The organism is Rothia sp. HMSC066G02 (assembly GCF_001813145.1).
GTDB lineage: Bacteria > Actinomycetota > Actinomycetes > Actinomycetales > Micrococcaceae > Rothia.
The window spans coordinates 81,538-104,018 of sequence record NZ_KV811599.1 but is presented as its reverse complement, the minus strand read 5'-3'; the positions used below and the strand labels follow the sequence as shown (position 1 = coordinate 104,018).

Here is a 22,481-nt window from a genome sequence, read left to right as displayed (position 1 = left end):
ATACGTCCTTTTTGACTCTAATGTTCGTCATGTGTGTTCATGCGGAGACATAAATCGTCACAGTTCCGTGCATGGGAACCCGCCTACAGCCGCAGAATTTTCGCGTGGGTTATCGAACCCGGAGGCGCATCTATCCGCGCCGTCCCGCTCGTGCTGCAAAGTCGTCGAGGGCGCGGTTGAGAGCGGGGACAGTCCACACTTTTTGCCCCTGAATTTTGACGCGTTCTTCACGCAGAATCTGCAGCTCCACCATGCGGTTGAGGAGGCGGTACACGCTGGCTTTCGACCCCTGCGTGTGCTCCTCCACCATGCGCGCGGTGAAGGCGGGCTCGGTGCAGCACAGGTCGGCGAGGGAACGCAGGAGAGGGGTTTTGCGCTGGGCAATGGACAGCACCTCATCGCGCAAGATTTCAATGTCTTGCGCCAGGATTTCTGCGTTGGTGATTGCCTTCTGCGTGGCGTCGATGAAGAGCTCGATGATGGGTTCGGCGTCGCCTGCACGGTAGTCGGTGAGCGCCTGAACGTACCCTTCGGTATCGTGCAACAGGCCGGAGGAGACGGGCAGAATCACGTGGCGGGTGACGCCGCGGGCGAGCAGGAGCGCGGAGATGAGGGCTCGCCCGGTTCGACCGTTGCCGTCGGTGAAGGGGTGGATTGTCTCAAATTGGGCGTGCGCGATAGCCGCCTGTGCGAGGGGGTCAATATCGCGGCGGTTCATGAAGGCTACAAGGTCTTCGAGGGCGGCAGGAACCCGCTCGTGATGCGGTGCCACGTAGTCGGCGGTCACGGGTGAATCACCCTTAATCCACACCCACTGGGTGCGAAGCACGCCGGAGTCCTGCTGCAGGCCGCGAGTCAGTTCGCGGTGCATCGCCAGAATGTTATCGACACTAATGTTCTCTGCCGTGTTTAGGGCTGCACGCATGGCGTGAACATTGCGCGCCACCAGCTCGGCGTTAACACCGACCTTCGACCCGCTTGCACCCAGGACGGCAAGCGAGAGCCTGCGTGCGCTAACGGTGAGGTTTTCAATTTGCGAGCTGGAGGCGGATTCGCCGCGCAGAAGAACCGCGGAGAAGGGTATGCTGCCGATGTGGTGGAGCCGCTCATCGAAGCGGGTCATTGCGGTGGCGTTCTCTTGGAGGCGCGCTCGCAGTGCGGGGCTGAGTTCGATGTTGAGCTCAGCAATGGAGGCGGGTACGGCGCTGGAGAAGGTGCCGGAGTTGCGGCGCGTTGCTCGTCGGGAGGCGAGGGCGTCCCGGTGCACCCAGGGGGTTTGCGGCTCCCATGTGAGGGCGGGCCAGGTGATGGCTGAGGGCATGGTTCCTCCTCCTGCGTGTTGGTTGCTGGTCGTGGGGTGGGGGTCTTAATAAGACAATACACTTCGATTTTCTTATTAAGGCGCTTAATAAGAAAATCTGCGCGGATTGTCTCATTAAGGAAAACGCCCCGAACGCCCCTAAACCCGCCCTCCTGAACCTCCCCAAACATTCCAGCGCTCCGGCGCCGGGGTATACGCCGGGGCATGTACCAGGGCGTACAGTAGGGGCCCCGAACCCTTGGTAATTCAAGGATTCGGGGCCCTAGCCTATATGCGTTCGCCTACACGATCACGCCGCCCGAAAGCAGCGAGTCAGCGGTACAGGCAAATGCGGTTACTTCACGCCGCGCATGAGCTTCTGAACCGGCTTGTGCACCAGGAACAGCAGCACACCGGTCGCGATGGTGATAATGCCCATCCAGGTGAAGTAGGGAACTTCAGTTTCCATGCTGTAGAACGGAGCCAGCCAACCGGAGAGCACGGTACCCATTGCTACGGAGGTGAAATACAGCGCCATCATGTTCACGCGGTGCGCCTTCGGTGCGAGCTTGGTCGCCAGCGAAATACCCACCGGCGAAATGATCAGCTCGGCGATGGTGCAGACGAACAGAATCAGCACGATCCAGCCGACGTTCACGCTCTGAACGCCCGCCTGGGTGAGGAAGATCCAGAACGCCAGACCGATAATAATCAGCGCTGCGGAGAACTTCAGGGTGGTGACCGGCTGGCGGTCGCCCCACTTGGTCCACAGGGCGGAGAACATCATGCCGAAGACGATGATGAAGATCGGGTTGATGGAGTTGACCAGGTTCGGGCTCAGCTCCATGCCCAGGATGTTCCAGTTGAGGCGCTCATCCGAGTACACCGCCATGACGGTGAACTGCTGCTGGTACAGTGCCCAGAACACGGCGTTTGCAATCCACAGGGGGATGAACGCGGTGACGCGGGAACGCTCATCGGAGGTTACGTCCTTGGCGCTCAGCAGCTGAGCGAACAGGGCGATAGCGCCGATGAAGATGAAGCCCATGACCCAGTTCTTGAGGTTGTCTGCGGTCATCAGACCGGTCGCCAGCAGGATGCCGAGAACGACGACGATACCGACCAGTGCCAGGAAGAAGTTACGCTTCTGGGCGCCGGTGAAGGGGGTACCCACGTGGTGCACAGAGGCGGGCAGGTTCTTGCGGGTCAGCGAGTACTGAATCAGGCCGGCAGCCATACCGATTGCGGCAAGGCCGAAGCCGAGGTGGAAGCCGCCGGTCTGCCAGCCCCAACCGGTCAGGATCGGGCCGAGCAGTGCACCGGTGTTCACACCGATGTAGAAGATGGTGAAGCCTGCGTCGCGGCGTGAGTCGTTGTCGCTGTAGAGCGAACCGACCAGCACGGATGCGTTACTCTTCAGACCGCCGGAGCCGATAGCGACCAGCAGCAGACCAATCACCACGCCGGGGACGCCGGGGATGAGGGAGAGGGAGACGTGACCCGCCATAATGCCGATGGCGGAGTAGAAGAGGGTACGCTCGGGGCCGAGGATGCGGTCACCGAGGATACCGCCGAGGATTGCCATGAGGTACACGACTGCACCGTACGCACCGATAACGCCGGTGGCGAGGTCCTTGTCGAGGCCCAGGCCGCCCTTGTTGGCGGTGTAGTACAGGTAGTAAATCATGATGCCCTGCATACCGTAGAAGGAGAAGCGCTCCCACATTTCTACGGTGAACAGGTTCGCGAGCATGCGCGGGTGGCCGAAGAAGGTCTTGGTGTCCTTGGGTTCGGCACCTGTGATGGTGTGAGACATGGTGGTAATTCTTTTCTGTGCAAGCCCGGGGTTCTATGTGACCCGGGCAATATGTGTTTAAGTCTATACCCTTATAGGTGCATATGTATACATGGTGTGTGCCTGTATTTCAAAGATTGAACTATCAATCAGTGCATGAAAAACCATTTCGATTTTTTCGTATGCATCATTTCCGAATCTCACAAACCCCCAAATACCGGGCTAGATGCGCCACACACCCCCAACGCGCTAGAGTGGAACCACGACTATGCCCACCCGGCACCCCACCGTGCCGACCGGCCCGTCCTCATTCAATTCAAAGGAGAACCCCATGACTGCTGTACCCCAGGTTGACCCCCGCGACGTTCCTGCCGGCGCAACCATCATCGACGTGCGTGAAGACTACGAGTGGGAGGGCGGCCACGCCACCGGCGCCAAGCACATCACCCTCGGCACCATCGCTGAGCGTCTGGAAGAACTGCCCGCACCCGGCGAAGACTTCTACGTCATCTGCCACGGCGGCGGCCGTTCGAACCGCGCGGCAACCTTCCTGCGCGAGCACGGCTACGCCGCACACAACATTGCAGGCGGCACCAGCGCATGGTTCGCTGCCGGCCTGCCGATGACCAGCGAAAACGGCGAAGCACCCGCAGTTGTTCACTAAACCGCCAGTTCGCCTGCACGCCATACAATGGAGTCCGTGACTGAAACTTCCGCGGACCGTATTTTTTCTACCTCGAACGCTCCCGCTTCTGCGTCCCCTCATGCCCTGCCGAGTATTCTGCAGGGCATCCAGTGGGATGCGCAGACGCGGGAGCTTGTCGTGCGCCCGCTTCCTTTCGCGGTGAACTGCGAGGAGGCGTACCCGCTGCTGACCGGTGGTGCCGAGTATTCCTTCTGGCTGGATTCGGCGCGTGAGGAGTCGCCCATGTCGGTCGCCTCGTATGTGGGTGTGGTTCCGGCGCAGCTGTCGCCTTTGCGCGTGGATTCGGCGCGTGCGGCGGCTGAGTCTGGCGGGGAAGACCCCTTCGCCCAGCTGGAGGCGGCGCTCGCCTGCGCACCGCGCGTGCACCCGGATACCGCGGCGGCAACCGGTCTGCCTGTGGGTTTGCGTGGCGGTTACGTGGGCTATTTCGGCTATGAGGCGCGTGCCGCCATGGGCATGGAGCACGGCCACCCGGTGCCGGGCTACCTGCCGGCGCATGAGGCGCCGACCCCGGATTCTCTGTGGTTGCCGGCGGTCCGCTACCTGGTGCATGAGCATACCCGCCCGGGTGCTGCGGCGCGTAGCTGGCTGGTGGGGGATGAGCCGTGGTGTGAGGCGGCGGAGCGGCTGCTGAGCACGGTGCTGGCTCCGGCGCTGAGCGCTGCGGGGGAGTGCGCCTCCGAAAATACCCCCGTAAATGCCCCTGAGCTTACCGAGCCTCTGCTCTTTCCTGCACCCGCCGCGGAAGCCTACATGGACGCTGTTCGCGCTAGTCAGCACGAAATCTACGAGGGTAACAGCTACGAGGTGTGCCTGACCGCGCAGACGGTCGCGCGCATCCAGAATCCGAGCCCGGAGCTTTTCTTTGAGCTGTACCGCCGCCAGCGCGCCCACAATGCGGCACCCTATGCGGCGTATCTGCGGTGCGGCGATTTTTCGGTGCTCTCTTCCTCGCCGGAGCGTTTTTTGAGTGTGGATGAGCAGCGTAATGCCCAGACAAAGCCGATTAAGGGCACGGTACCGCGTGGCGCCACCCCGGAAGAAGATGAGGCTGCCGCAGCCTGGTTGCGTACCGATGAGAAGACCCGCGCCGAGAACCTCATGATCGTGGATCTGTTGCGTAATGACCTGTCCACGGTGTCTGACCCGGCGTCCGTGCGCGTGCCGGTGCTCATGGGTGTGGAGAGCTACTCGACGGTGCATCAGCTGGTGTCTACGGTCAGTTCGCGTCTGCGTGAGGGCGTGAGCGCGGTGGCTGCCGCGCGGGCGTGCTTCCCGGGTGGTTCGATGACGGGTGCGCCGAAGCCTTCGACCATGCAGATTATTGAGGGCCTGGAGGGTCGCGCTCGCGGCGTGTATTCGGGTGCTTTGGGTTTTGTGTCGGCGGATGGTTCGGCGAACCTGTCGATTGTGATTCGCACGCTCGTGGCGCACGATGAGGGCACGGTGACTCTTGCCGCCGGTGGCGCTATCGTGGCTGATTCCGACCCGACCGCCGAGTATGAGGAGATGCTGACGAAGTTGCGTGCTGCGTTGCCGCCGTCGGTGGGTCGCGTGGTGGAATAGCCTAGGGCTGGAATAGTGCAGGGAATAGCCTGCGCCGCCTGTACGTGAGCCGCTACACTTGAACTATGACTAAGCTTTCTGAAAATCTCCCCATTGAAGAAGCCCGTGAACGCCTGCGCCAGCTGATTTCTGAGCTGGCTGTGGTGCGCGGGCACGTGGTCCTCGCCTCCGGCAAGGAAGCCGACTACTACGTTGACCTGCGCCGCATCACCCTGCACCACGAGGCTTCTCGCCTGGTTGGTCAGGTCATGCTGGACCTGCTGGATAAGAACGGCATCGAGTTTGAGGCTGCTGGCGGCCTGACCATGGGCGCTGACCCGGTGGGTACCGCGATTATGCGTGCCGCTGGTGATCAGGACCGTGCGATTGACGCGTTTGTGGTGCGTAAGGCTCAGAAGTCTTACGGCATGGGCCGTCAGGTGGAGGGCCCGAGCGTTGAGGGTCGCCGCGTGGTTGCTGTTGAGGACACTTCCACTACCGGTGGTTCTGCGCTGACTGCTGTTGAGGCGCTGCGTAAGGCTGGCGCTGAGGTTGTGGCGGTTGCTGTGATTGTTGACCGTGCGACCGGCGCTAAGGAGCATGTGGAAGAGGTTGCGGGCGTTCCGTGCCTGTACGCGTACTCGAAGGATGAGCTGGGCCTGGACTAGTCTCTACTAGCTTGGACTAGGACCTCGTGAATTTTTAAGACGTTCCGCTGCGGCGGGTGAACCCGTGCCGCTGGCTACTGTGTGTGGCTGGTGGTGCGGGTTTTTGTCTGTAAGATGGCTCTGTGGGCGCCGGAGTGGCGCTGGTTGTTGGCGTGAAGGTGGTTGTGATGGTTGAGAATCGTGAGGCGGCTGAGGCTGTACCTGCTGAGGCTGTACCTGCTGAGGCTGTGCCTGCTGAGGCGGCTGTAGCTGAGGCTGTTGAGGGTACTGAGCAGGGTACTGCCCGTTTTGAGGTGGGTGTGGGCCCGTGGGAGGGTCCGTGGCCTGAGGGCGACCATTGGGATGAGGAGCTGCTGCGTGAGGGCGACCGCCGTAACGTGGTGGATAAGTACCGTTACTGGTCGATGGACGCGATTATTGCTGACCTGGATACGCGCCGCCATGATTTTCATGTGGCGATTGAGAATTGGCAGCATGATTTGAATATTGGCACGGTGGTGCGTACTGCGAATGCGATGTTGGCGAAGGAGGTCCATATTATTGGGCGTCGCCGTTGGAATCGTCGTGGTGCGATGGTGACGGATCGTTATCAGCATGTGCGTCATCATCCGACGATTGAGGATTTTGTGGCGTGGGCGCAGGCTGAGGGTCTGGAAATTATTGGTATTGATATTTTTCCGGATTCGGTGCCCCTGGAGACGTATGATCTGCCGAAGAGGTGTGTGCTGGTTTTTGGTCAGGAGGGCCCGGGTTTGTCGGAGGAGTTGCATGCGGCGGCTAGGGATACTCTGTCGATTGAGCAGTTTGGGTCAACGCGTTCGATGAATGCGGCGACGGCTGCGGGTATTGCGATGCATGCGTGGGTTCGCCGCCATGTGTTTGGCCAGATTCCGTCGTAGCCTGGCGGCTGTTTGGTGTTTAAAGGTTCCGATGCGTTGTGTGCGCGTCGGAACCTTTTTTGTTGGGGGTTTTTATTGGGGGTTTGGGTGATTTTTTTGTTAGAGTGGGGTGTTGAGTTTTTCACATGAATGTGGGTACCCACGGGGTTTGATGCGTTGTTTGTGGTGGGGTTGTGTGATGTTATCTGGATTTTTTGTCTTGTAAATGTAGTAAATAATATTTAAATATATCTAAATCGGGTAAATCACATATTATCACATAAGTGATTTAGGTCACTAAATAAATAGTCTAGGTGTGCTAGTGTTAATTCAAGTCACAGGGAATATGAGAATCGCACTCTCAAATTCGGTTTGGGACATGCGATGGATTTCCTGACTTCGGCTCGCTAATGATTGCGGGTTGTGGATATGAATGACCACGGCGTCATTCTTTTGAAAGGAGATTCTGATGAGGATCTTTAATAAGTCTCTTGCTGTTGCGGCCTGTGTGGCTGCGGTGACTTTCGGTGCGGTAGCACCTCCGGCACATGCGGGTGTTACTTTCTATTCGGATGCCAATTTCCTTGGGTCCCGTATGTACACCTGGGATAACCCTCATCTGGGTTGGATGAATGACCGTGCATCTTCATTGCATTCTGATGGGTGCCGGTGGCGCTATTACGAAGACAGCCACTATAGGGGTCGCAGGTTTGATTCTTCTTCCGACCTCAACTATCTGCGGGGTCTAAGCCATGAGGGTCTCCATTGGGGCGAGACTTGGGATGACCGGATTAGCTCAGTTAGGTATGTGTATTGCTAGGTGAATGGTGGTAGAGGGACAGGATGCTTTCCTGCTTTAAGTTTTTCTTCCACTCTGAAAGGAGGGTGTGCTCTTGCATAAAAGTAGTGCATTCACAATCACTGCCCTAGCAGGCGCGCTTTTGCTGTCTTCATGCGCTCAGGGAGGTGCCTCAAATTCTGAGTATAAAGCCAAGCTCGATTACGCGAATAATTTGATTACTCTTCCCCTGGATGAGTATGACTATGACGATGCGTCAAGGGCTGTAATTAATGAGGCGGTCGCCCGTATCATGCAAGTATGTTATGTAGCTAAGGGATACTCTGATGCTGTCCCTGTGTTCTCTGATGATCAGCACAGTAATATATATGGTGCCTGGAATGTTGAATATGCCAAGAAGTATGGATATTTCAATGAAGAAAAGTCTCGAGAGCGCACGCAGGCGGCAGAGAAAATACCGGCAGAGATTAGGAAGGAATGTCGCAAGGAAAGTGCCAATCAGTTGAAAGAAATTGAATACGAGAATGACAATGACTCTTTCGCTTACCGGCTTAGACAGGAAGCCTATGCGAGTGCGAAAAGTGATCCGGAATGGAATAAAGTTCGCTCTGAATGGTGGAGCTGCCTAGAGAGCAATGGGTTAACACCACGCAAGGATGACCAGGCGTGGGGTAGTCAAGAGACGTCCAATATTGACGTAAGTTCTAAGAGTGAGGAGGAAAAAACTCAAGAAGTGATTCGCCTCGCAACTATCGAAGCGGAATGTAATCAGAAGGTTGGTATGGCTCAGCGTCTGGGTGATATTGAGGCATCCTACCAGGGGCCTCTCATTGAGAAGAACCAGGCGAAGCTTAACCAGTTGAAAGAAGAGAAAGAAAAGCATGTGGCGAGGGCGCGTGAAATTATCGCCACTAGTCAATAACACATTCTGTTTGAACTGAATAGTACAACTAATAATTGTGATGGAGGAGCCCAGTGTTTGTGGGCTCCTCCTGACTTTCCTGGTTGAAAGGAGTCGGTAACAATGAAGGAATTTGCTGCTCTGTTCGCCTGCTTTGCTCTTAAAGAGTGCTACGCGAAAAAAGGATGCGATTTTGAAATCCTAGAAAATGGCTGGGTTTCTGGTGATGCCTCCGGTATGGCTCCTGGAATGTGAAGCATGTGTGCGCGTCGGAACCTTTTTTATTGGGGTTTTTATTGGGGTATTGGGTGATTCTTTGTTTGGGTGGGGTGTTGAGTTTTTCACATGAATGTGGGTACCCACGGGGTTTGATGCGTTGTTTGTGGTGGGGTTGTGTGATGTTATCTGGATTTTTTGTCTTGTAAATGTAGTAAATAATATTTAAATATATCTAAAGCGGGTAAATCCCATATTATCATATAAGTGATTTAAATCACTAAATAAATTGCCTAGGTGTGTTAGTATTAATTCAAGTCACAGGGAATACGAGAGTCGCACTCTCAATTTCGGTTTGGGGCATGCGATGGATTTCCTGACTTCGGCTCGCCAATGGTTGCGGGTTGTGGATATGAATGACCGCGGCGTCATTCTTTTGAAAGGAGATTCTGATGAGGATCTTTAATAAGTCTCTTGCTGTTGCGGCCTGTGTGGCTGCGGTGACTTTCGGTGCGGTAGCACCTCCGGCACATGCGGGTGTTACTTTCTATTCGGATGCCAATTTCCTTGGGCCCCGTATGGAAACTGAGGGGACGACCCATTTGGATTGGATGAGTGACCGTGCATCTTCATTGCATTCTGGTGGGTGTCGGTGGCACTATTACGAAGACATTAATCACAGGGGTCGAAATTTTGAATCTTCTTCCGACCTCAACTATCTTCGCGGTCTAAGCCATGCGGGTCTCCATTGGGGCGAGACTTGGGATGATCGTATTAGTTCTGTTTACAAGGTAAACTGCCGCTGGTAATTGTGATGGAGGAGCCCAATGTTTGTGGGCTCCTCCTGACTTTCTTGATTGAAAGGAGTTGGTAACAATGAAGAAATCTTCTGCCCTACTCGCCTGCTTTGCTTTAGCTTTAAGTTCCTGTGCCGCTGCGCCTAAGGATACTAGCCTCAAAGCCCAGCTGGATTTTGAAAATAACTATATTACTCTTCCCCTCGACGAATACGATATGAGTGACCAGGCCGAAGATATAACATATAGGGCGTATTTGTTGATTCTTAAAGAGTGCTATGCGAAAAAAGGATACGATTTTGAAATTCTAGAAAACGGCTTGGTTTCTGGCAACGCCTCCCAGTACGGCTCCTGGAACGTGAAGCATGCGGCGAATCATTTTACGTCCATCCAAGTCAGAGATGAGCAGGAAAGGATTTATAAGAGCATCCCTGAAGACGTCAGGGCCAGCTGCCGCGAAGAGCATCGGGAAGAACTGGATATGCTCTATTTTGATGAGGATGATGAGAAAAAGTACCGCCCCGTCGAGCGTATCCGTAGTGAAGCGTACATGCGTGCGCAGGCTGACCCTGAATGGAAGAAAGCCCGCTCAGATTGGTGGGACTGTCAGCGTCAGGAAGGGTTGACGCCTCGCACCGGGGACGGTGAATGGACGAGCAAAGAAACGGCCAGTCTGAATGCTGATGATCCCAAAGTGTTGGAGGAGGTTATCCGCCTGGCAACCATTGAAGCTCAATGTAGCGAGAAGGTGAGGTTGGCCCAGCGTCTGGGTGATCTTGAGGCGTCTTATCAGGGGCCTTTGATTGAGAAGAATCAGGCGCTGCTGAATGAATTGAAGGCTGAACGTGATGCGAAGATAGCGAAGGCGCGCGAAATTATTGCCACCCACCAGTAGATATCAGCAACAAGCAGATAGCATCCCTTGGGATAATTGGGGTAACTCCGTTTGAATGCTACAACGAGGTATGGAGGAGGAAAGCCTATGCGTAAGGCTCTCTCTGCGGTAACAGTATTCTGCCTGCTGGGGGCGTGCGTATCCTGCTCCAACAGTGCCGAGCGGGACACCTCACGAAAAGCTGTTCTCGATTATTCAAAGAACTACATACACCTTCCACTGGACGAGTATGCCTTCGATGAACTAACAATCCGTACGGTGAGCACGGCGTGGCACACGCTCATGTCCGAATGCTACGCGCACCACGGGCAGTCCTACGCTGTGCCCTCAATAGACACCCCGCAACCCGGGGGGCTATACGGCAACTGGAACGTCGAGTACGCCAAAAAGTACGGGTACTCCCAGAAGGAATCCCGAGGCCCAGACGATTCAGCATCAGACGACATCAACGCCCGGTGCCAAGAAGAGGTGAAAACCGCATTCTCTGACGTCGAACTGGACGAAAAAGAATACCGGTTTGTAGGAGAGCTAAACTCACAGGCATACACCTACGCCTCCCAAACCGATGAGTGGAAAAATATTCGCTCAGAATGGTGGACCTGCCTGCGTGAACGCAGACTAACCCCCAGGGAAGGAGAGAGCGACTGGATGTCCGAAGAAAGCGCACATCTCATGACCTCCTCCCAAGGCAACGAAGAAGCTAAGCCGGAGGAAATCCGCCTCGCAACCATCGAAGCGGAATGTAACCAGAAGGTGGGTATGGCTCAGCGTCTGGGTGATATTGAAGCGTCCTATCAGGGGCCTTTGATTGAGAAGAACCAGGCGAAGCTCAACCAGCTGAAAGAGGAGAAAGAAAAGCGTGTAGCGAAGGCGCGTGAAATCATCGCCACCCACCAGTAGCCACACCCGCTGAAGGGTAGAACGGGTGAACCAGCCGCAGAATGCTCACAAGTTGCCCATAAGAAAATCCGCGCACAAGAATCCGTGCATACGAAAATTTCATAAGAAGGAGCCGGGGAGTGTCACCACTCCCCGGCCCTCACTTTATTCACTCTCAACCTCGCAGCCTCCGCTGGCGCACCTTACAGGCCCACCAGCTCAAGGCTACTCAGCGTCAGGTTACTTAGCCCTTTAGCCCACCGGAACGTTAACGTTCACCAGCGAGTACAGATCCTTCGGATCATCCGGGCTAGCAACCAGGTCAATGAACTGCTGCAGGTCGGTGTCCTGCGTAGCCGCACGGGCATAACGCAGACCCGAGAAGTCAGCAATCGCGAAGCCCACCGAATCAAACAGGGTAATCTGCTCATCCGACACGCGGCCCGGCTCCTCACCGGTCAGAACCTTCCAGAACTCCACCACGGGGAAGTCCGGGTCCTTCTGCTGAATCTCGCCCTCAATGCGGGTCTGCGGCGGGAACTCAACAAACACGGTGGAGCGGTCCAGAATTTCGCTTTCCAGCTCAGTCTTGCCGGGGCAGTCGCCACCAATAGCGTTCAGGTGCACGCCGGGCTTCACCTGGCGGTCCAGCAGAACCTTCGCCTGCTGCTTATCGGCGGTGCAGGTGGTAATAATATCGGCACCCTCAACAGCCTCGTCCACGTCCTTAGCCAGGTGGATGCGGAAGCCCAGCGGCTCCAGGTTACGGCGGAACTTCTCCATCGCGTGCGGATCAACGTCGTAGACGGACAGGTCCTCAATGCCGAGCACAGCGCGCATACCCAGCGCCTGGAACTCAGACTGCGAGCCGGTACCAATCATCGCCATCTTCTTCGAATCCTTGCGTGCCAGGTGCTTAGCAACCATGGCGGACACGCCAGCGGTACGCAGCGCGGTCAGCAGGGTCATCTCAGCCAGGAACACCGGGTAGCCGTTGTCCACGTCAGCAAGCAGACCGAACGCGGTCACGGTCTGGAAGCCGCGTGCCGGGTTCGACGGGTGGCCGTTCACGTACTTGAAGGAGTAGGTGATGTTGTCGGAGGTGGGCATCAGCTCAATCACACCGAAGGGGGTGTGGGAGGCGACGCGCGGAATCTTGTCGAAGCTCTGCCACTTCTTGAAGTCTTCTTCGAGGAAGTCGACCATGCCGGCAATGATGTTGCCTACGCCGTCCTTCTGAATCCACTTCGCCATCGAGGCGACGTCAACAAATTCCACCGCGTGTGCGCTAGGACGTTCAGTCATGATTTTCTCCTTTGAATATCTGCACAAAACTTCTTTGTGCATCTGGTGGTCACTGCGGATATCTATTATCTCAAAATATATTGCAGGACACACCGTATTAGAAATGCTGTAGATATGTACTTTGCTTTATGTATTACACGGATGTAATACGGAACGAACACGAAAAGACGTGCAGGGAGGGGGGTTCTAGAGTCTAGAGCTCCTAGAGCCTAGACCTCCTAGAGTCTAGGGCTAGGGTCTAGAACCCCCTCATTCGCCTTCGCCGGGATATTACCGGGATTACAGGCAACCGGTCGGGTTAGCTACCCTTCGGGTTGTCCTCGTCCTCAAGGTCACCCAGGTCAATGTGGGTACGAGGCTCCGAAACGAGCTTCTTCACCACGGGGCGGGCAGCAATCACGGGCACGGAACCGGTGTAGCCTTCACGGACGCGAGCAATCTCGTTGACGCGGTCACGAACCGTGTACCAGCCGATAATCAGCAGCGGGATAACCAGCAACAGCGATGCCAGGGTGTAGGTGCCGACCGGGTAATCCAGTGCCATCAGCACCAGCACAACAGCCAGGAAGACCATCACAGCCCAGTCGCTGAAACGACCGCCGGGTGCACGGTAGTTGGGGCGCTTGTACTTGCCCTCGCCGACCAGCTTCAGGTACTTCTGGTGCGACATTGCGATAGCCGCCCAGCTAGCCATGGTGCCCACCGAGGCGATGTTCAGCACGACCTCGAACGCCTGCTCGGGAACGAAGAAGTTCAGCACAACACCGAAGAGGCCAATCACACCGGTCAGCAGAATACCTGCCACCGGAACGCCGGAGCGGGACACCTTAGTGGTGAACTTCGGTGCCGAACCTGCAACACCCATCGAGTGGAGGATACGACCGGTGGAGTACAGGCCAGCGTTCAGCGAGGAAGCAGCCGCGGTAATAACGACCAGCTGCATAATCGGTGCGGTGCCTTGAATACCGATAGCGTCGAAGAAGGTCACGAACGGCGACTCTGCGTCCTTGTATGCGGTGTAGGGCATGAGCAGGCAGAGCAGAACCACGGAACCAACGTAGAAGATCGCGATACGCCAGATCACGGTGTTGATAGCGCGGGGGATAACCTTCTCAACGTTCTTGGTTTCACCACTGGTGGTGCCGACCAGCTCAATACCGGCGTAGGCGAACACAACGCCCTGAACCACGATAAGAGCGGGAAGAATGCCGTTGGGGAAGAAGCCGTCGTTGGCTGCAATAAGGCTCAGGCCGGGGGTGACGCCGTTGATGGGTTCACCGAAGACCAGGTACCAGATACCTACCGCCATGAAGGACAGCAGGGCAAGAATCTTAATGAGTGCGAACCAGAATTCCAGCTCACCGAAGAGCTTCACGGAGATGAGGTTCAAAGCAACGGTGACAACAACAACGATGAATGCGCTGAGCCACTGGGGAATATCCGCGAAGAACTGGTTGTATCGACCGAACCAGCTGATGTAGATAGCAATCGCGGTGGCGTCTGCAACGGCGGTCATTGCCCAGTTCAGCCAGTACAGCCATCCGGATACGAATGCGGCCTTTTCGCCGTAGAATTCGCGGGTGTAGGAGACGAAGGAGCCCGAGGAAGGGCGGTGAAGGATCAGCTCGCCGAGGGCTCGAAGAATCAGGTAGCCGAAGAAGCCGATGACGGCGTAGATAACGGCGAGCATGGGGCCTGCGTCCTGCAGGCGGCTACCGGTGCCCAGGAACAGGCCGGTACCAATTGCGGAACCGATGGCGATCATCTGGAGCTGACGTGCGCCAAGCCCCTTGTGGAAGCCTTCCTGTTCGTGTGCGAACGGGTCATCTGTGGGGGGCTTAGTGTACTGATCCGCTGCAGAAGTCTGCGGGTTCTTGTTCGGTGAGGTGCTCACGCTATACCTCCTTGGATAGTTACGTCTGAAGCACGTGTTACACGAAATGTGGTTGGGAACACGTCTGCGGGTTGTAATGACTATAGCACGGTAATTTAGGTAATATAACTCGCATCACGTAACAATTTATATACATATAATGCATATCTTATAAATATATTTGGTTCATGTTGTATTGTGTGGTTTTCATTGTTTTGTGAAATAGATTAATTGAACCCTGAGTCCAAAAAATCAATTATCCCACCACCGCACAGCACAAGAGCACCCACAACGGGGTGCTCTCACAACCTATTCAAAACGGGGACTTAGCCCTCCATCAGGCGGTCAATCTTCGCCCGCAACGCGCGCTCACGACGATTCAACCACCACCAGCTCGGCCAACGCATCAACGACTTACGGCCCACCTGCACGACCGAGGGTAGCTTCGCCTCCGCAAGCGCCACATCAATCTCGTGGTCACTCGCGCCCTCATCACGCATTTTCTCCATCAACTCAAGGGATTTCGCCATATCGCCATGCCCCAAAACATGCCGACTCTTACGCTCCAGAACCTCATCCAACTGGGCGCGCACCGGGGCAATAGCCGCCGCATTCGGATGCTCACGCTCAGCACGACGCTGCGCCTGGCGGGCACGCTTCTCACGTTTCGCGTCGAGCTGTTTCGGATTATTTTTAGCGCTCGCCTTGCTCATGGGAGGTTCCTTTCGTCGCGTCTGGGTGATGTGTACGCTGGCCTGCACACACAGAAGACATCAAGTCATTAACACCTCTACTTTACCGCGGTAATTCGCGGAAATTTCGCTGCAGTAAACCCAAAAAAACCCACAAAAAATTAACGATAAATAAGTCGTATCTTGGTAAAATAGTGCGAGTAGGAGGCGTCTCGCGCGCCAACAAAATATGGTGAACCGGCCCAGCATCGGTAACCGGTCGCATCTATCCAAGGAGTCAGCATATGGCTATTGCAACCCCCGAAGTTTACGCAGAAATGCTGCAGACCGCGAAGGAAAAGGGCTTCGCGTACCCCGCAGTGAACGTGACCTCCTCCCAGACCCTGAACGCTGCAATCCGCGGCTTCGCAGAGGCTGGCTCGGACGGCATCATCCAGGCATCCACCGGTGGTGCAGCATACTGGTCCGGCGCTTCCAAGAAGGACATGGTCGTTGGCTCCTTGGCCTTCGCAGCGTACGCACGCGAAGTTGCTAAGCAGTACGACGTGAACATTGCACTGCACACCGACCACTGCCCCAAGGACAAGCTGGAAGGCTTCGTCCTGCCCCTGCTGGCCGAGTCCGAGAAGGCTGTTGCTCGCGGTGAAGACCCCATCTTCAACTCCCACATGTGGGACGGCTCCGCAATCGACCTGGACGAGAACCTGAAGATTGCTGCTGAGCTGATCGAGCGTACCTCCAAGGCAAAGCTCGTTCTCGAGGTTGAGATTGGTGCCGTTGGTGGCGAGGAAGACGGCGTTGAAGGCGCTATCGACGACTCCCTGTACACCACCGTTGCAGACGCAATCAAGACCGTTGAGGCAATCGGCCTGGGCGAGAAGGGCACCTACATGGCTGCTCTGACCTTCGGTAACGTTCACGGCGTGTACAAGCCCGGTAACGTTCACCTGCGCCCCGAGCTGCTCAAGGAAATCCAGACCGAGGTCGGCGCTAAGTACGGCAAGGGCGACAAGCCCTTCTACCTGGTCTTCCACGGTGGCTCCGGCTCCACCGAGCAGGAGATTGCAGACGCAGTGTCCTACGGTGTTATCAAGATGAACATCGACACCGACACCCAGTACGCATTCACCCGTCCCGTTGCTGGCCACATGTTCAGCAACTACGACGGTGTGCTGAAGGTTGACGGCGAGGTCGGCAACAAGAAGACCTACGACCCCCGCGTTTGGGGTGCAGCTGCAGAGGCAGGCATGGCCGCACGCGTGGTCGAGGCTTGCCAGCAGCTCGGTTCCGTCGGTACCTCCATCAAGTAAGGTGCTGTTCGCCCGCCGCAGCTCCCGTAGGTGCTGCCGGGTGTGAACCTAAGCTTCGTTAAGCGAAAGCGGTGCCTGCTTCCTCATCACGAGGAGGCGGGCACCGCTCTTTGCTTATGTAGTTTAGAACCGGGTAGCTATACCCGGGTGACTATACCCCGGCGAGCCAGGCGCTCATTGCTGGCAGGGGCGGGTTTACTTGCCGCCGCAGCCGCAACCACCGCATCCGCAGCCATCGGACTTCACAGCCACCGAACCGGAGGTGGGGATACCGTCGCCGGTGTCGCCACCCATGAGGTTCACGCGGTTACCGATCTCGGGGCCGCCGACCGGCTGGGGTGCCTTACCCGCCAGGGTTGCCGCGAAACCGGCGGGTTCGCCGCTCAGGTTCGGGATCATCGACGCCGCCGGGGAACCGGACGGGCCGCATGCAGCCGCTGCCGCGTTCGCCTTCGGCTGGGCGACCAGGTGGGCGCGCGCAAAACGCTTAATCTGCTCGGCGGTCGGGTACGCGAAGGACACCTTCACCTCACCGTTGACGAGCATGAGCGGCAGAACCTCAATGCCGTTCATCTCAATCTGCTCGGCGACCGGTGCGCACTCTTCAAATGCGGAAGGGTAGGAGTCGGTGGAGTACACCTCAATGTCCACGCCCGAATCCAGCGCCTCCTGCGCGGCACCCAGGAAGATGGAACGCTCCATATCCTGCGGATCCTCCGGGTTCTCACCGGGGCCCGGAATAAATACTTCAAGAACGGTCTCAGCCGCTTCAGTCATCAGTTTCAGCCTTTTCTCTCTTATGGGCACCGGCTCGGGGGAGGGGTGCCAGTCCTTCACTAAGTGTACTCGGGACCTCAAGAGTGCAGAAGTGTGAGTTGAAGTTCCAGATTTGCGGAATATTTGCAGAATTCGAGTCGAATGACCCTCAGCTCGTGAGCTACGGGTTTAGGTGTTGTATTCTGAGTGCATATGCACCGGAGTGTGCGAACCCTGCAATTCAGGCAGGTGCCGCCCGGTGTGAAACCAAGAAGGCAACGACGCCCGCATCCGACGCGGACGCATCAGCGCTACAAATACACGCTATTCATAGCGCCACACGACCAGAAGGAGCATATATGTTCGGTTTCGGCAAGAAGAAGAAGGAAGCTGCCGCACAGGAAGCATCGTCCGCAGACGTCTACGTCGCACCTGCTACCGGCGAGTACCTGCCGCTGAGCGAAGTCTCCGACCCCGTTTTCTCTCAGGGCGTTATGGGTGACGGCTACGCAGTGAACCCCACCGCAGGCACCATCGTCGCACCCGTTGCAGGCACCATCGCACTGATCCAGGACACCCTGCACGCATTCATGCTCCGCACCGAAAACGGCGGCGAGGTACTGGTCCACATCGGTATCGACACCGTTGAGCTCGGCGGCGACGGCTTCACCAAGCTCGCTAACGTAGGTGACAAGGTTGAGGCAGGCGCACCCATTATCGAGGTCGACTGGGCAGCTATCGAGGGTCGTATCCCCTCCAAGGAAACCATGGTGATGATCACCAACACCGCAAAGTTCAACATCTCCAAGGACTCTGAGGCACGCCGCCCCGTCGCAGCCGGTGACCGCGTCGCTCAGGCATCCAAGAAGTAAGCTGAACCAGCGAAAATAGCTCAGCTTCAACAGCGGTGAAAAACCTGCGAAAAATGTTTTAACGCAAAAGGTCGCGTCCTGTAGGCTCAATCGGGCTGTAGGCGCGGCCTTTTTCGTTACACGAGAAATTTTTTAACGCCGCATGAAATGCCGCTATTAAAAGCGGCGGAAAAGGAGGAACACATTCACCCGCATTACACCGCGGGTAAGAATGAGGCGCACATAATACCCTATTTTCCTGTAAACGCAGTGAATCACCGATAAAAAATCGTTATCCTACTTAGAGTTGTAGTTTGAGTTGAGAGAATCCGGACCCTCAGCTATAAACCAAAAACTTCAATGAACAACCACACACATTACGCTCAACTCATAAAAGAAAAAGGACTACTACGGTGACTGCATTCCCGAAGACCTCTAAGAATCTGAGCCGCCGCGGCTTCATCGGCGCCTCCGCGCTGGCACCCGCCGCCCTCATGCTCCAGGCAGGCGAAGCCCACGCCGCAGCCAACACCCGCGCACAGCTCGCGGCAGTACACAGCGGCTCCCCCGCACATCAGTTGCTCTACAAGACCGATGAATTCTTCATCGCCCACCGCGGTGCCGGCAACATCAGCCCCGAGCACACCGCCTACGCCTACGCAGAGTCCGTACGCCGCGGCGCCCTCGCCGTCGAAATTTCCGTACGCACCACCAGCGACGGCCAGTTCGTCTGCATGCACGACACCAACATCAAGCGCACCACCGGCGCATCCATGGACGTGCGCGGCCACACCCTCGCCGAACTGCGCCAGCACAAGGTCAACATGCGCAAGAACCTGGGCGAAAAGACCGACCTGTACAACATCCCCACCCTCGAAGAAGCCATCGCAGCCGTTGACGCCGTACCCGCAGGCGGCGAATATGCCTCCGTCGGCGGCAAGAAGGTCGTACTGTTCCTCGAAGCGAAGGACGGCCCCGCACAGGCAGGCCTCGTCAAGTTCATCACCGAACGCGGCCTGCAGCGCCGCACCGTCATCAAGATGTACCGTGACGGCAGCGGCGGCTTCAAGCCCACCTCCCGCTACCTGAAGCTTGCCAACTCCGCAGGCTGTGCCACCTGGTGCTACTTCGACGGCGGCGACCCCATCGATAAGATTTCCGCAATGGCACGCCACGAAAACGTGGACGCCATCGGCGTACCCTACTACGAGAAGCCGACCGGCGCTTCCCAGGGCTCCATGAGCGAAGAGAACGTACGCGCCCTCACCGGCCTCGGCAAGGCAGTCATCGTCTGGGAAATCCACCGCCGCTCCGCCTACGAAAAGTACAAGGCACTGGGTGTTAAGGGCTTCATGTGCCCCGACCCCTACTGGGTAATCGGTGACCCCTTCGACGCCAGCGTGAAGATTAAGACCGGCCAGCGTCCCCACGGCATGCTGCCCGCCGACCCCTCCGTCGCAGCGGACATGCCCGACCTGACCGGCGCAGCCATCGTGCACAACCAGCGCTACGACGAATCCGTGCTACTCGGCCCCCTGGCGAACTACACCACTCGCGACAAGTACACCCTCGACTTCTCCATGAAGTGGACCAGTGCACTGCCGAAGCAGGATGGTCACTACGGCTACATTGCGTTCGGTCGCGAACACGACGGCGCCTTCGGCATCGGCAAGAAGTTCGCTGCAAAGCAGGAAGACGGCACCTACGTGCTCGCTATCCGCCCGAACTACCGCGGCGGCTCCGTAGCGCAGATCCTCTGCTTCGAACCGAACCAGGCAAGCCCGCGTGTGCTGCACACCATGAAGCTGCGCCAGAAGGTCACCACCGGCCAGGCACTGAACTGCAAGATCGTGCTGAACAAGAACAGCTTCTACTACACGGTCAACGGCCAGTACTCCAGCCCCATCAACCACAGCGCCTACCGCGGCCCGTACGTACACTTCGGCCGCTTCCACGGCACCAACGATGGCGGTCCTCTGGAGCTGACTCGAATCGAGGCACGCCAGTCCTGGATTTGAGAGAACCGGTGGGCCTAGTCCACCAGGTCTGACTCGCCGCCCGCTAAGCGGTGAAGGTGCGGGTATCGGGCAGAGCGGATGCAACACCGAGCATCCCTTCCGGGCAACGCCTTCCATAATCCCCAGCTAGGACTCGCGCGCTGAGCAACGCACCGAGCGAGAATCCACCCCGAAGGGGGTCGCATCTGTAATGGATGCGGCCCCCTTCGGCGTGCCTGCGGTCTATTCAGGGCGGGGGGCGTGTAGGCGCGCGGTGACGGGTGGGCGCGCGGGGTAGGGGAGCGTGCAGGACTAGAATTAAAAGCGTCAGAGTCGACCGCACCGGCCGCCCCAACCCGAAAGGCACGCCATGACCACCTCACCCGAAAACCCCGCCGCGAAATCCGCCCAGCTGCGAGGCCGCACCGAACCGCACATGCAAAGCATCAACATGCCGCAGCTTGAACCCATCGACCCCTACGAGCGGCCCTCCTACCCCTTCTTCTACGTGCCCACCGACCTGCTCATCGGCGGCAGCTGGGTCACCGGCGACAACGGCTCCTTCCCCGTGCACAACCCCTCCTGCGGCCAAATCCTCGCGCACGTCGCCGACGCCAGCGTCGAACAGGGCATCGAAGCACTCGACGCCGCCTGCGACGCCCGCACCTCATGGGCGGCAACCAGCGTCCGCGAACGCGCCGACATCCTCAACCGCGCCTACACGCTCATGACGCAGCGCACCGAAGTCATCGCCCGGCTCATGACCCTCGAAATGGGCAAGCCCCTCGACCAGTCCCGCGGCGAAGTCGCCTACGCGGCAAACTACCTGCGCTGGTACGCCGAAGAAGCCGCCCGCAACTTTGGCCGCACCGGCCTCGCCCCCGAATCCGGGCTGCAGATCACCACCGTACGCCGCCCCGTCGGCCCCTGCCTGCTGATTACCCCCTGGAACTTCCCGCTCGCCATGGCGGCACGCAAGGTCGCCCCGGCGCTCGCGGCGGGCTGTACCGCGGTGCTCAAGCCCGCCTCCCTGACTCCGCTCAGCTCCCTGTACTTCGCGTCCCTGATGCGTGAGGCGGGCCTGCCGGACGGCGTGCTGAATGTGGTGACCACTTCCCGTACCGGCGAGGTTGTCTCCGCGCTGATGGCTGATGAGCGTCTGCGGAAGGTCTCGTTCACCGGCTCCACCGCCGTGGGCCGCACCCTGCTCGCGCAGGCCTCGCAGAACGTTCTGCGCACCTCCATGGAGCTGGGCGGCAACGCCCCGTTCATCGTCTTTGAGGATGCGGACATCCCCGCCGCCGTGGAGGGCGCCTACGCGGCGAAGATGAGGAACATGGGCGAGGCGTGCACCGCCGCCAACCGTTTTATCGTGCACGAGGACGTTGCCGAAGAGTTCACCCGCGCCTTCGTGGAGCGTATGGAGGCGACCGTCGTGGGTGACGGCACCGTCGAGGGAACCGACTGCGGACCGCTAATTCAACCTTCAGCGGTTGAATCCATGCTTTTTATGGTGGAAGACGCCCTGGGTAAGGGTGCGCTCCTCGCCTGCGGCGGGTACATTCCTGAGCTTGAGGAGAACGTTCCGAGCGACACCGGCGGCATGCCCAAGAACCTGAACAAGGGCAATTTTATTCGCCCCACCGTGGTGACCGGCGTGACCGATTCGATGCGCGTGTGGCGTGAAGAAATCTTCGGTCCCGTCGCCCCGATCGCCACGTTCAGCGGCTACGGCGAGGAGGGCGAACGCACCGCCCTGAGGCTCGCCAACGACACCGAGTACGGTCTGGCGGCGTACGTGTACACGAGCAACCATCCGCGCTTTACGCGCATGGCGGCGGGCCTGGAGTTCGGTCTGATCGGGTACAACTCGGGTGTTATCTCGAACGCGGCGGCACCCTTCGGTGGCGTGAAGCAGTCCGGCATGGGCCGCGAGGGCGGCCCCGAGGGTCTGGAGGAGTACACCGAGCTGCAGTACATCGGCGCGCCGAACCCGTTCGCCGGATAAGGCTGAATACAGCGAAGCCCCGGCGGGTACCCGAGAAGTGAACTGCGCCCCGAAACTTGGACGCATTAAATACTAGCCGTTATGCGGCCTCCTGCAGGGCCTGAACCCGGTACTCTACCGGGGTCAGGCCCTTAAGCTTTACCTGACGTCTTACTGTATTCCAATGCGTAATATAGGCATCAAGGTCAACCTTGAAACTCTCGAAGGTCGGCCAGTCTTGGCCGCGAAAAAACTCGTCCTTCAGGTGTCCGAAAACTTGCTCGGTGGCACCATTGTCGATGCAGTTGCCTTTGCGTGACATGCTCTGGAT

General features: G+C 57.7%; 20 protein-coding genes. 13 read left to right on the top strand and 7 right to left on the bottom strand.

Annotated features, from left to right (window positions below; translation table 11 throughout):
• Positions 1-130: 130 nt before the first annotated feature.
• Together HMPREF2894_RS08440 and HMPREF2894_RS08435 are read right to left on the bottom strand one after the other, a co-directional pair.
• A complete protein-coding gene (locus tag HMPREF2894_RS08440) occupies positions 131-1,321 on the bottom strand; it encodes a Fic family protein (protein ID WP_070593543.1) in 1,191 nt (396 codons plus the stop codon).
• A gap of 334 nt (positions 1,322-1,655) precedes the next feature.
• On the bottom strand, positions 1,656-3,116 hold the full coding sequence (locus HMPREF2894_RS08435; RefSeq protein ID WP_070678799.1) for a peptide MFS transporter: 1,461 nt from the start codon (positions 3,114-3,116) through the stop codon (positions 1,656-1,658).
• Between the two features lie 310 nt (positions 3,117-3,426).
• Between HMPREF2894_RS08435 and HMPREF2894_RS08430 the strand changes: the two genes are divergently transcribed.
• From HMPREF2894_RS08430 to HMPREF2894_RS08400, 9 genes are all read left to right on the top strand, one after another.
• A complete protein-coding gene (locus HMPREF2894_RS08430) occupies positions 3,427-3,759 on the top strand; it encodes a rhodanese-like domain-containing protein (RefSeq protein WP_005504230.1) in 333 nt (110 codons plus the stop codon).
• Positions 3,760-3,786: 27 nt separating this feature from the next.
• Positions 3,787-5,367, top strand: a complete 1,581-nt coding sequence (locus HMPREF2894_RS08425; RefSeq protein ID WP_049340128.1) for an anthranilate synthase component I family protein — start codon at positions 3,787-3,789, stop codon at positions 5,365-5,367.
• Between the two features lie 65 nt (positions 5,368-5,432).
• Positions 5,433-6,014, top strand: coding sequence for an orotate phosphoribosyltransferase (gene pyrE, locus HMPREF2894_RS08420; RefSeq protein WP_005507935.1), 582 nt, complete (start codon positions 5,433-5,435; stop codon positions 6,012-6,014).
• A gap of 122 nt (positions 6,015-6,136) precedes the next feature.
• Positions 6,137-6,913: a TrmH family RNA methyltransferase gene (locus HMPREF2894_RS08415; protein ID WP_239662183.1), complete on the top strand. Its 777-nt coding sequence runs from the start codon at positions 6,137-6,139 to the stop codon at positions 6,911-6,913.
• 866 nt (positions 6,914-7,779) lie between these two features.
• A complete protein-coding gene (locus HMPREF2894_RS08410) occupies positions 7,780-8,613 on the top strand; it encodes a hypothetical protein (RefSeq protein WP_049338606.1) in 834 nt (277 codons plus the stop codon).
• A gap of 102 nt (positions 8,614-8,715) precedes the next feature.
• Positions 8,716-8,847, top strand: coding sequence for a hypothetical protein (locus tag HMPREF2894_RS09305; protein WP_256370613.1), 132 nt, complete (start codon positions 8,716-8,718; stop codon positions 8,845-8,847).
• A gap of 413 nt (positions 8,848-9,260) precedes the next feature.
• On the top strand, positions 9,261-9,617 hold the full coding sequence (locus HMPREF2894_RS09350; protein WP_141747363.1) for a peptidase inhibitor family I36 protein: 357 nt from the start codon (positions 9,261-9,263) through the stop codon (positions 9,615-9,617).
• A 67-nt stretch (positions 9,618-9,684) separates the two neighbouring features.
• On the top strand, positions 9,685-10,500 hold the full coding sequence (locus HMPREF2894_RS08405) for a hypothetical protein (RefSeq protein WP_049342002.1): 816 nt from the start codon (positions 9,685-9,687) through the stop codon (positions 10,498-10,500).
• An 87-nt stretch (positions 10,501-10,587) separates the two neighbouring features.
• Entirely contained in the window at positions 10,588-11,400 is an 813-nt protein-coding gene (locus tag HMPREF2894_RS08400) for a hypothetical protein (RefSeq protein ID WP_049338604.1), read from the top strand.
• 231 nt (positions 11,401-11,631) lie between these two features.
• Here HMPREF2894_RS08400 and HMPREF2894_RS08395 read toward each other — a convergent pair whose 3' ends face one another.
• The 3 genes from HMPREF2894_RS08395 to HMPREF2894_RS08385 form a co-directional block, all read right to left on the bottom strand.
• Positions 11,632-12,684, bottom strand: a complete 1,053-nt coding sequence (locus HMPREF2894_RS08395; protein WP_005504242.1) for an ornithine cyclodeaminase — start codon at positions 12,682-12,684, stop codon at positions 11,632-11,634.
• Positions 12,685-12,982: 298 nt separating this feature from the next.
• Positions 12,983-14,578 (bottom strand): amino acid permease, encoded by a 1,596-nt coding sequence (locus HMPREF2894_RS08390; protein WP_049362442.1) that lies wholly within the window; start codon positions 14,576-14,578, stop codon positions 12,983-12,985.
• A 305-nt stretch (positions 14,579-14,883) separates the two neighbouring features.
• Positions 14,884-15,270 carry a hypothetical protein gene (locus tag HMPREF2894_RS08385; protein WP_049342000.1) on the bottom strand — a complete coding sequence of 129 codons (387 nt, stop codon included), beginning with the start codon at positions 15,268-15,270 and terminating at the stop codon, positions 14,884-14,886.
• Between the two features lie 263 nt (positions 15,271-15,533).
• Between HMPREF2894_RS08385 and fbaA the strand changes: the two genes are divergently transcribed.
• Positions 15,534-16,559, top strand: coding sequence for a class II fructose-bisphosphate aldolase (gene fbaA, locus HMPREF2894_RS08380; protein WP_012902702.1), 1,026 nt, complete (start codon positions 15,534-15,536; stop codon positions 16,557-16,559).
• A gap of 195 nt (positions 16,560-16,754) precedes the next feature.
• Here the strand turns inward: fbaA and HMPREF2894_RS08375 are convergent, their stop codons facing one another.
• Positions 16,755-17,336: an arsenic metallochaperone ArsD family protein gene (locus HMPREF2894_RS08375; protein ID WP_070678796.1), complete on the bottom strand. Its 582-nt coding sequence runs from the start codon at positions 17,334-17,336 to the stop codon at positions 16,755-16,757.
• A 338-nt stretch (positions 17,337-17,674) separates the two neighbouring features.
• On the opposite strand from HMPREF2894_RS08375, the gene HMPREF2894_RS08370 reads away from it, so the two are divergent.
• The 3 genes from HMPREF2894_RS08370 (at position 17,675) to HMPREF2894_RS08360 (ending at position 22,171) form a co-directional block, all read left to right on the top strand.
• On the top strand, positions 17,675-18,187 hold the full coding sequence (locus tag HMPREF2894_RS08370; RefSeq protein WP_005504251.1) for a PTS sugar transporter subunit IIA: 513 nt from the start codon (positions 17,675-17,677) through the stop codon (positions 18,185-18,187).
• 392 nt (positions 18,188-18,579) lie between these two features.
• Positions 18,580-20,184, top strand: a complete 1,605-nt coding sequence (locus HMPREF2894_RS08365) for a glycerophosphodiester phosphodiesterase (protein ID WP_070678793.1) — start codon at positions 18,580-18,582, stop codon at positions 20,182-20,184.
• A gap of 349 nt (positions 20,185-20,533) precedes the next feature.
• Positions 20,534-22,171: an NAD-dependent succinate-semialdehyde dehydrogenase gene (locus tag HMPREF2894_RS08360; protein ID WP_070593548.1), complete on the top strand. Its 1,638-nt coding sequence runs from the start codon at positions 20,534-20,536 to the stop codon at positions 22,169-22,171.
• Between the two features lie 79 nt (positions 22,172-22,250).
• Here the strand turns inward: HMPREF2894_RS08360 and HMPREF2894_RS09160 are convergent.
• The coding region (locus tag HMPREF2894_RS09160; RefSeq protein ID WP_210399412.1) for an IS3 family transposase at positions 22,251-22,481 on the bottom strand (231 nt) is incomplete at its 5' end.

Bases quoted from the DNA above. Each gene is read 5' to 3' on its own strand.
- HMPREF2894_RS08440 (WP_070593543.1), bottom strand. From the start codon at position 1,321: ATGCCCTCAGCCATCACCTGGCCCGCCCTCACATGGGAGCCGCAAACC.
- HMPREF2894_RS08435 (WP_070678799.1), bottom strand. From the start codon at position 3,116: ATGTCTCACACCATCACAGGTGCCGAACCCAAGGACACCAAGACCTTC.
- HMPREF2894_RS08430 (WP_005504230.1), top strand. From the start codon at position 3,427: ATGACTGCTGTACCCCAGGTTGACCCCCGCGACGTTCCTGCCGGCGCA.
- HMPREF2894_RS08425 (WP_049340128.1), top strand. From the start codon at position 3,787: ATGGAGTCCGTGACTGAAACTTCCGCGGACCGTATTTTTTCTACCTCG.
- pyrE (WP_005507935.1), top strand. From the start codon at position 5,433: ATGACTAAGCTTTCTGAAAATCTCCCCATTGAAGAAGCCCGTGAACGC.
- HMPREF2894_RS09305 (WP_256370613.1), top strand. From the start codon at position 8,716: ATGAAGGAATTTGCTGCTCTGTTCGCCTGCTTTGCTCTTAAAGAGTGC.
- HMPREF2894_RS09350 (WP_141747363.1), top strand. From the start codon at position 9,261: ATGAGGATCTTTAATAAGTCTCTTGCTGTTGCGGCCTGTGTGGCTGCG.
- HMPREF2894_RS08405 (WP_049342002.1), top strand. From the start codon at position 9,685: ATGAAGAAATCTTCTGCCCTACTCGCCTGCTTTGCTTTAGCTTTAAGT.
- HMPREF2894_RS08400 (WP_049338604.1), top strand. From the start codon at position 10,588: ATGCGTAAGGCTCTCTCTGCGGTAACAGTATTCTGCCTGCTGGGGGCG.
- HMPREF2894_RS08395 (WP_005504242.1), bottom strand. From the start codon at position 12,684: ATGACTGAACGTCCTAGCGCACACGCGGTGGAATTTGTTGACGTCGCC.
- HMPREF2894_RS08385 (WP_049342000.1), bottom strand. From the start codon at position 15,270: ATGAGCAAGGCGAGCGCTAAAAATAATCCGAAACAGCTCGACGCGAAA.
- fbaA (WP_012902702.1), top strand. From the start codon at position 15,534: ATGGCTATTGCAACCCCCGAAGTTTACGCAGAAATGCTGCAGACCGCG.
- HMPREF2894_RS08375 (WP_070678796.1), bottom strand. From the start codon at position 17,336: ATGACTGAAGCGGCTGAGACCGTTCTTGAAGTATTTATTCCGGGCCCC.
- HMPREF2894_RS08370 (WP_005504251.1), top strand. From the start codon at position 17,675: ATGTTCGGTTTCGGCAAGAAGAAGAAGGAAGCTGCCGCACAGGAAGCA.
- HMPREF2894_RS08360 (WP_070593548.1), top strand. From the start codon at position 20,534: ATGACCACCTCACCCGAAAACCCCGCCGCGAAATCCGCCCAGCTGCGA.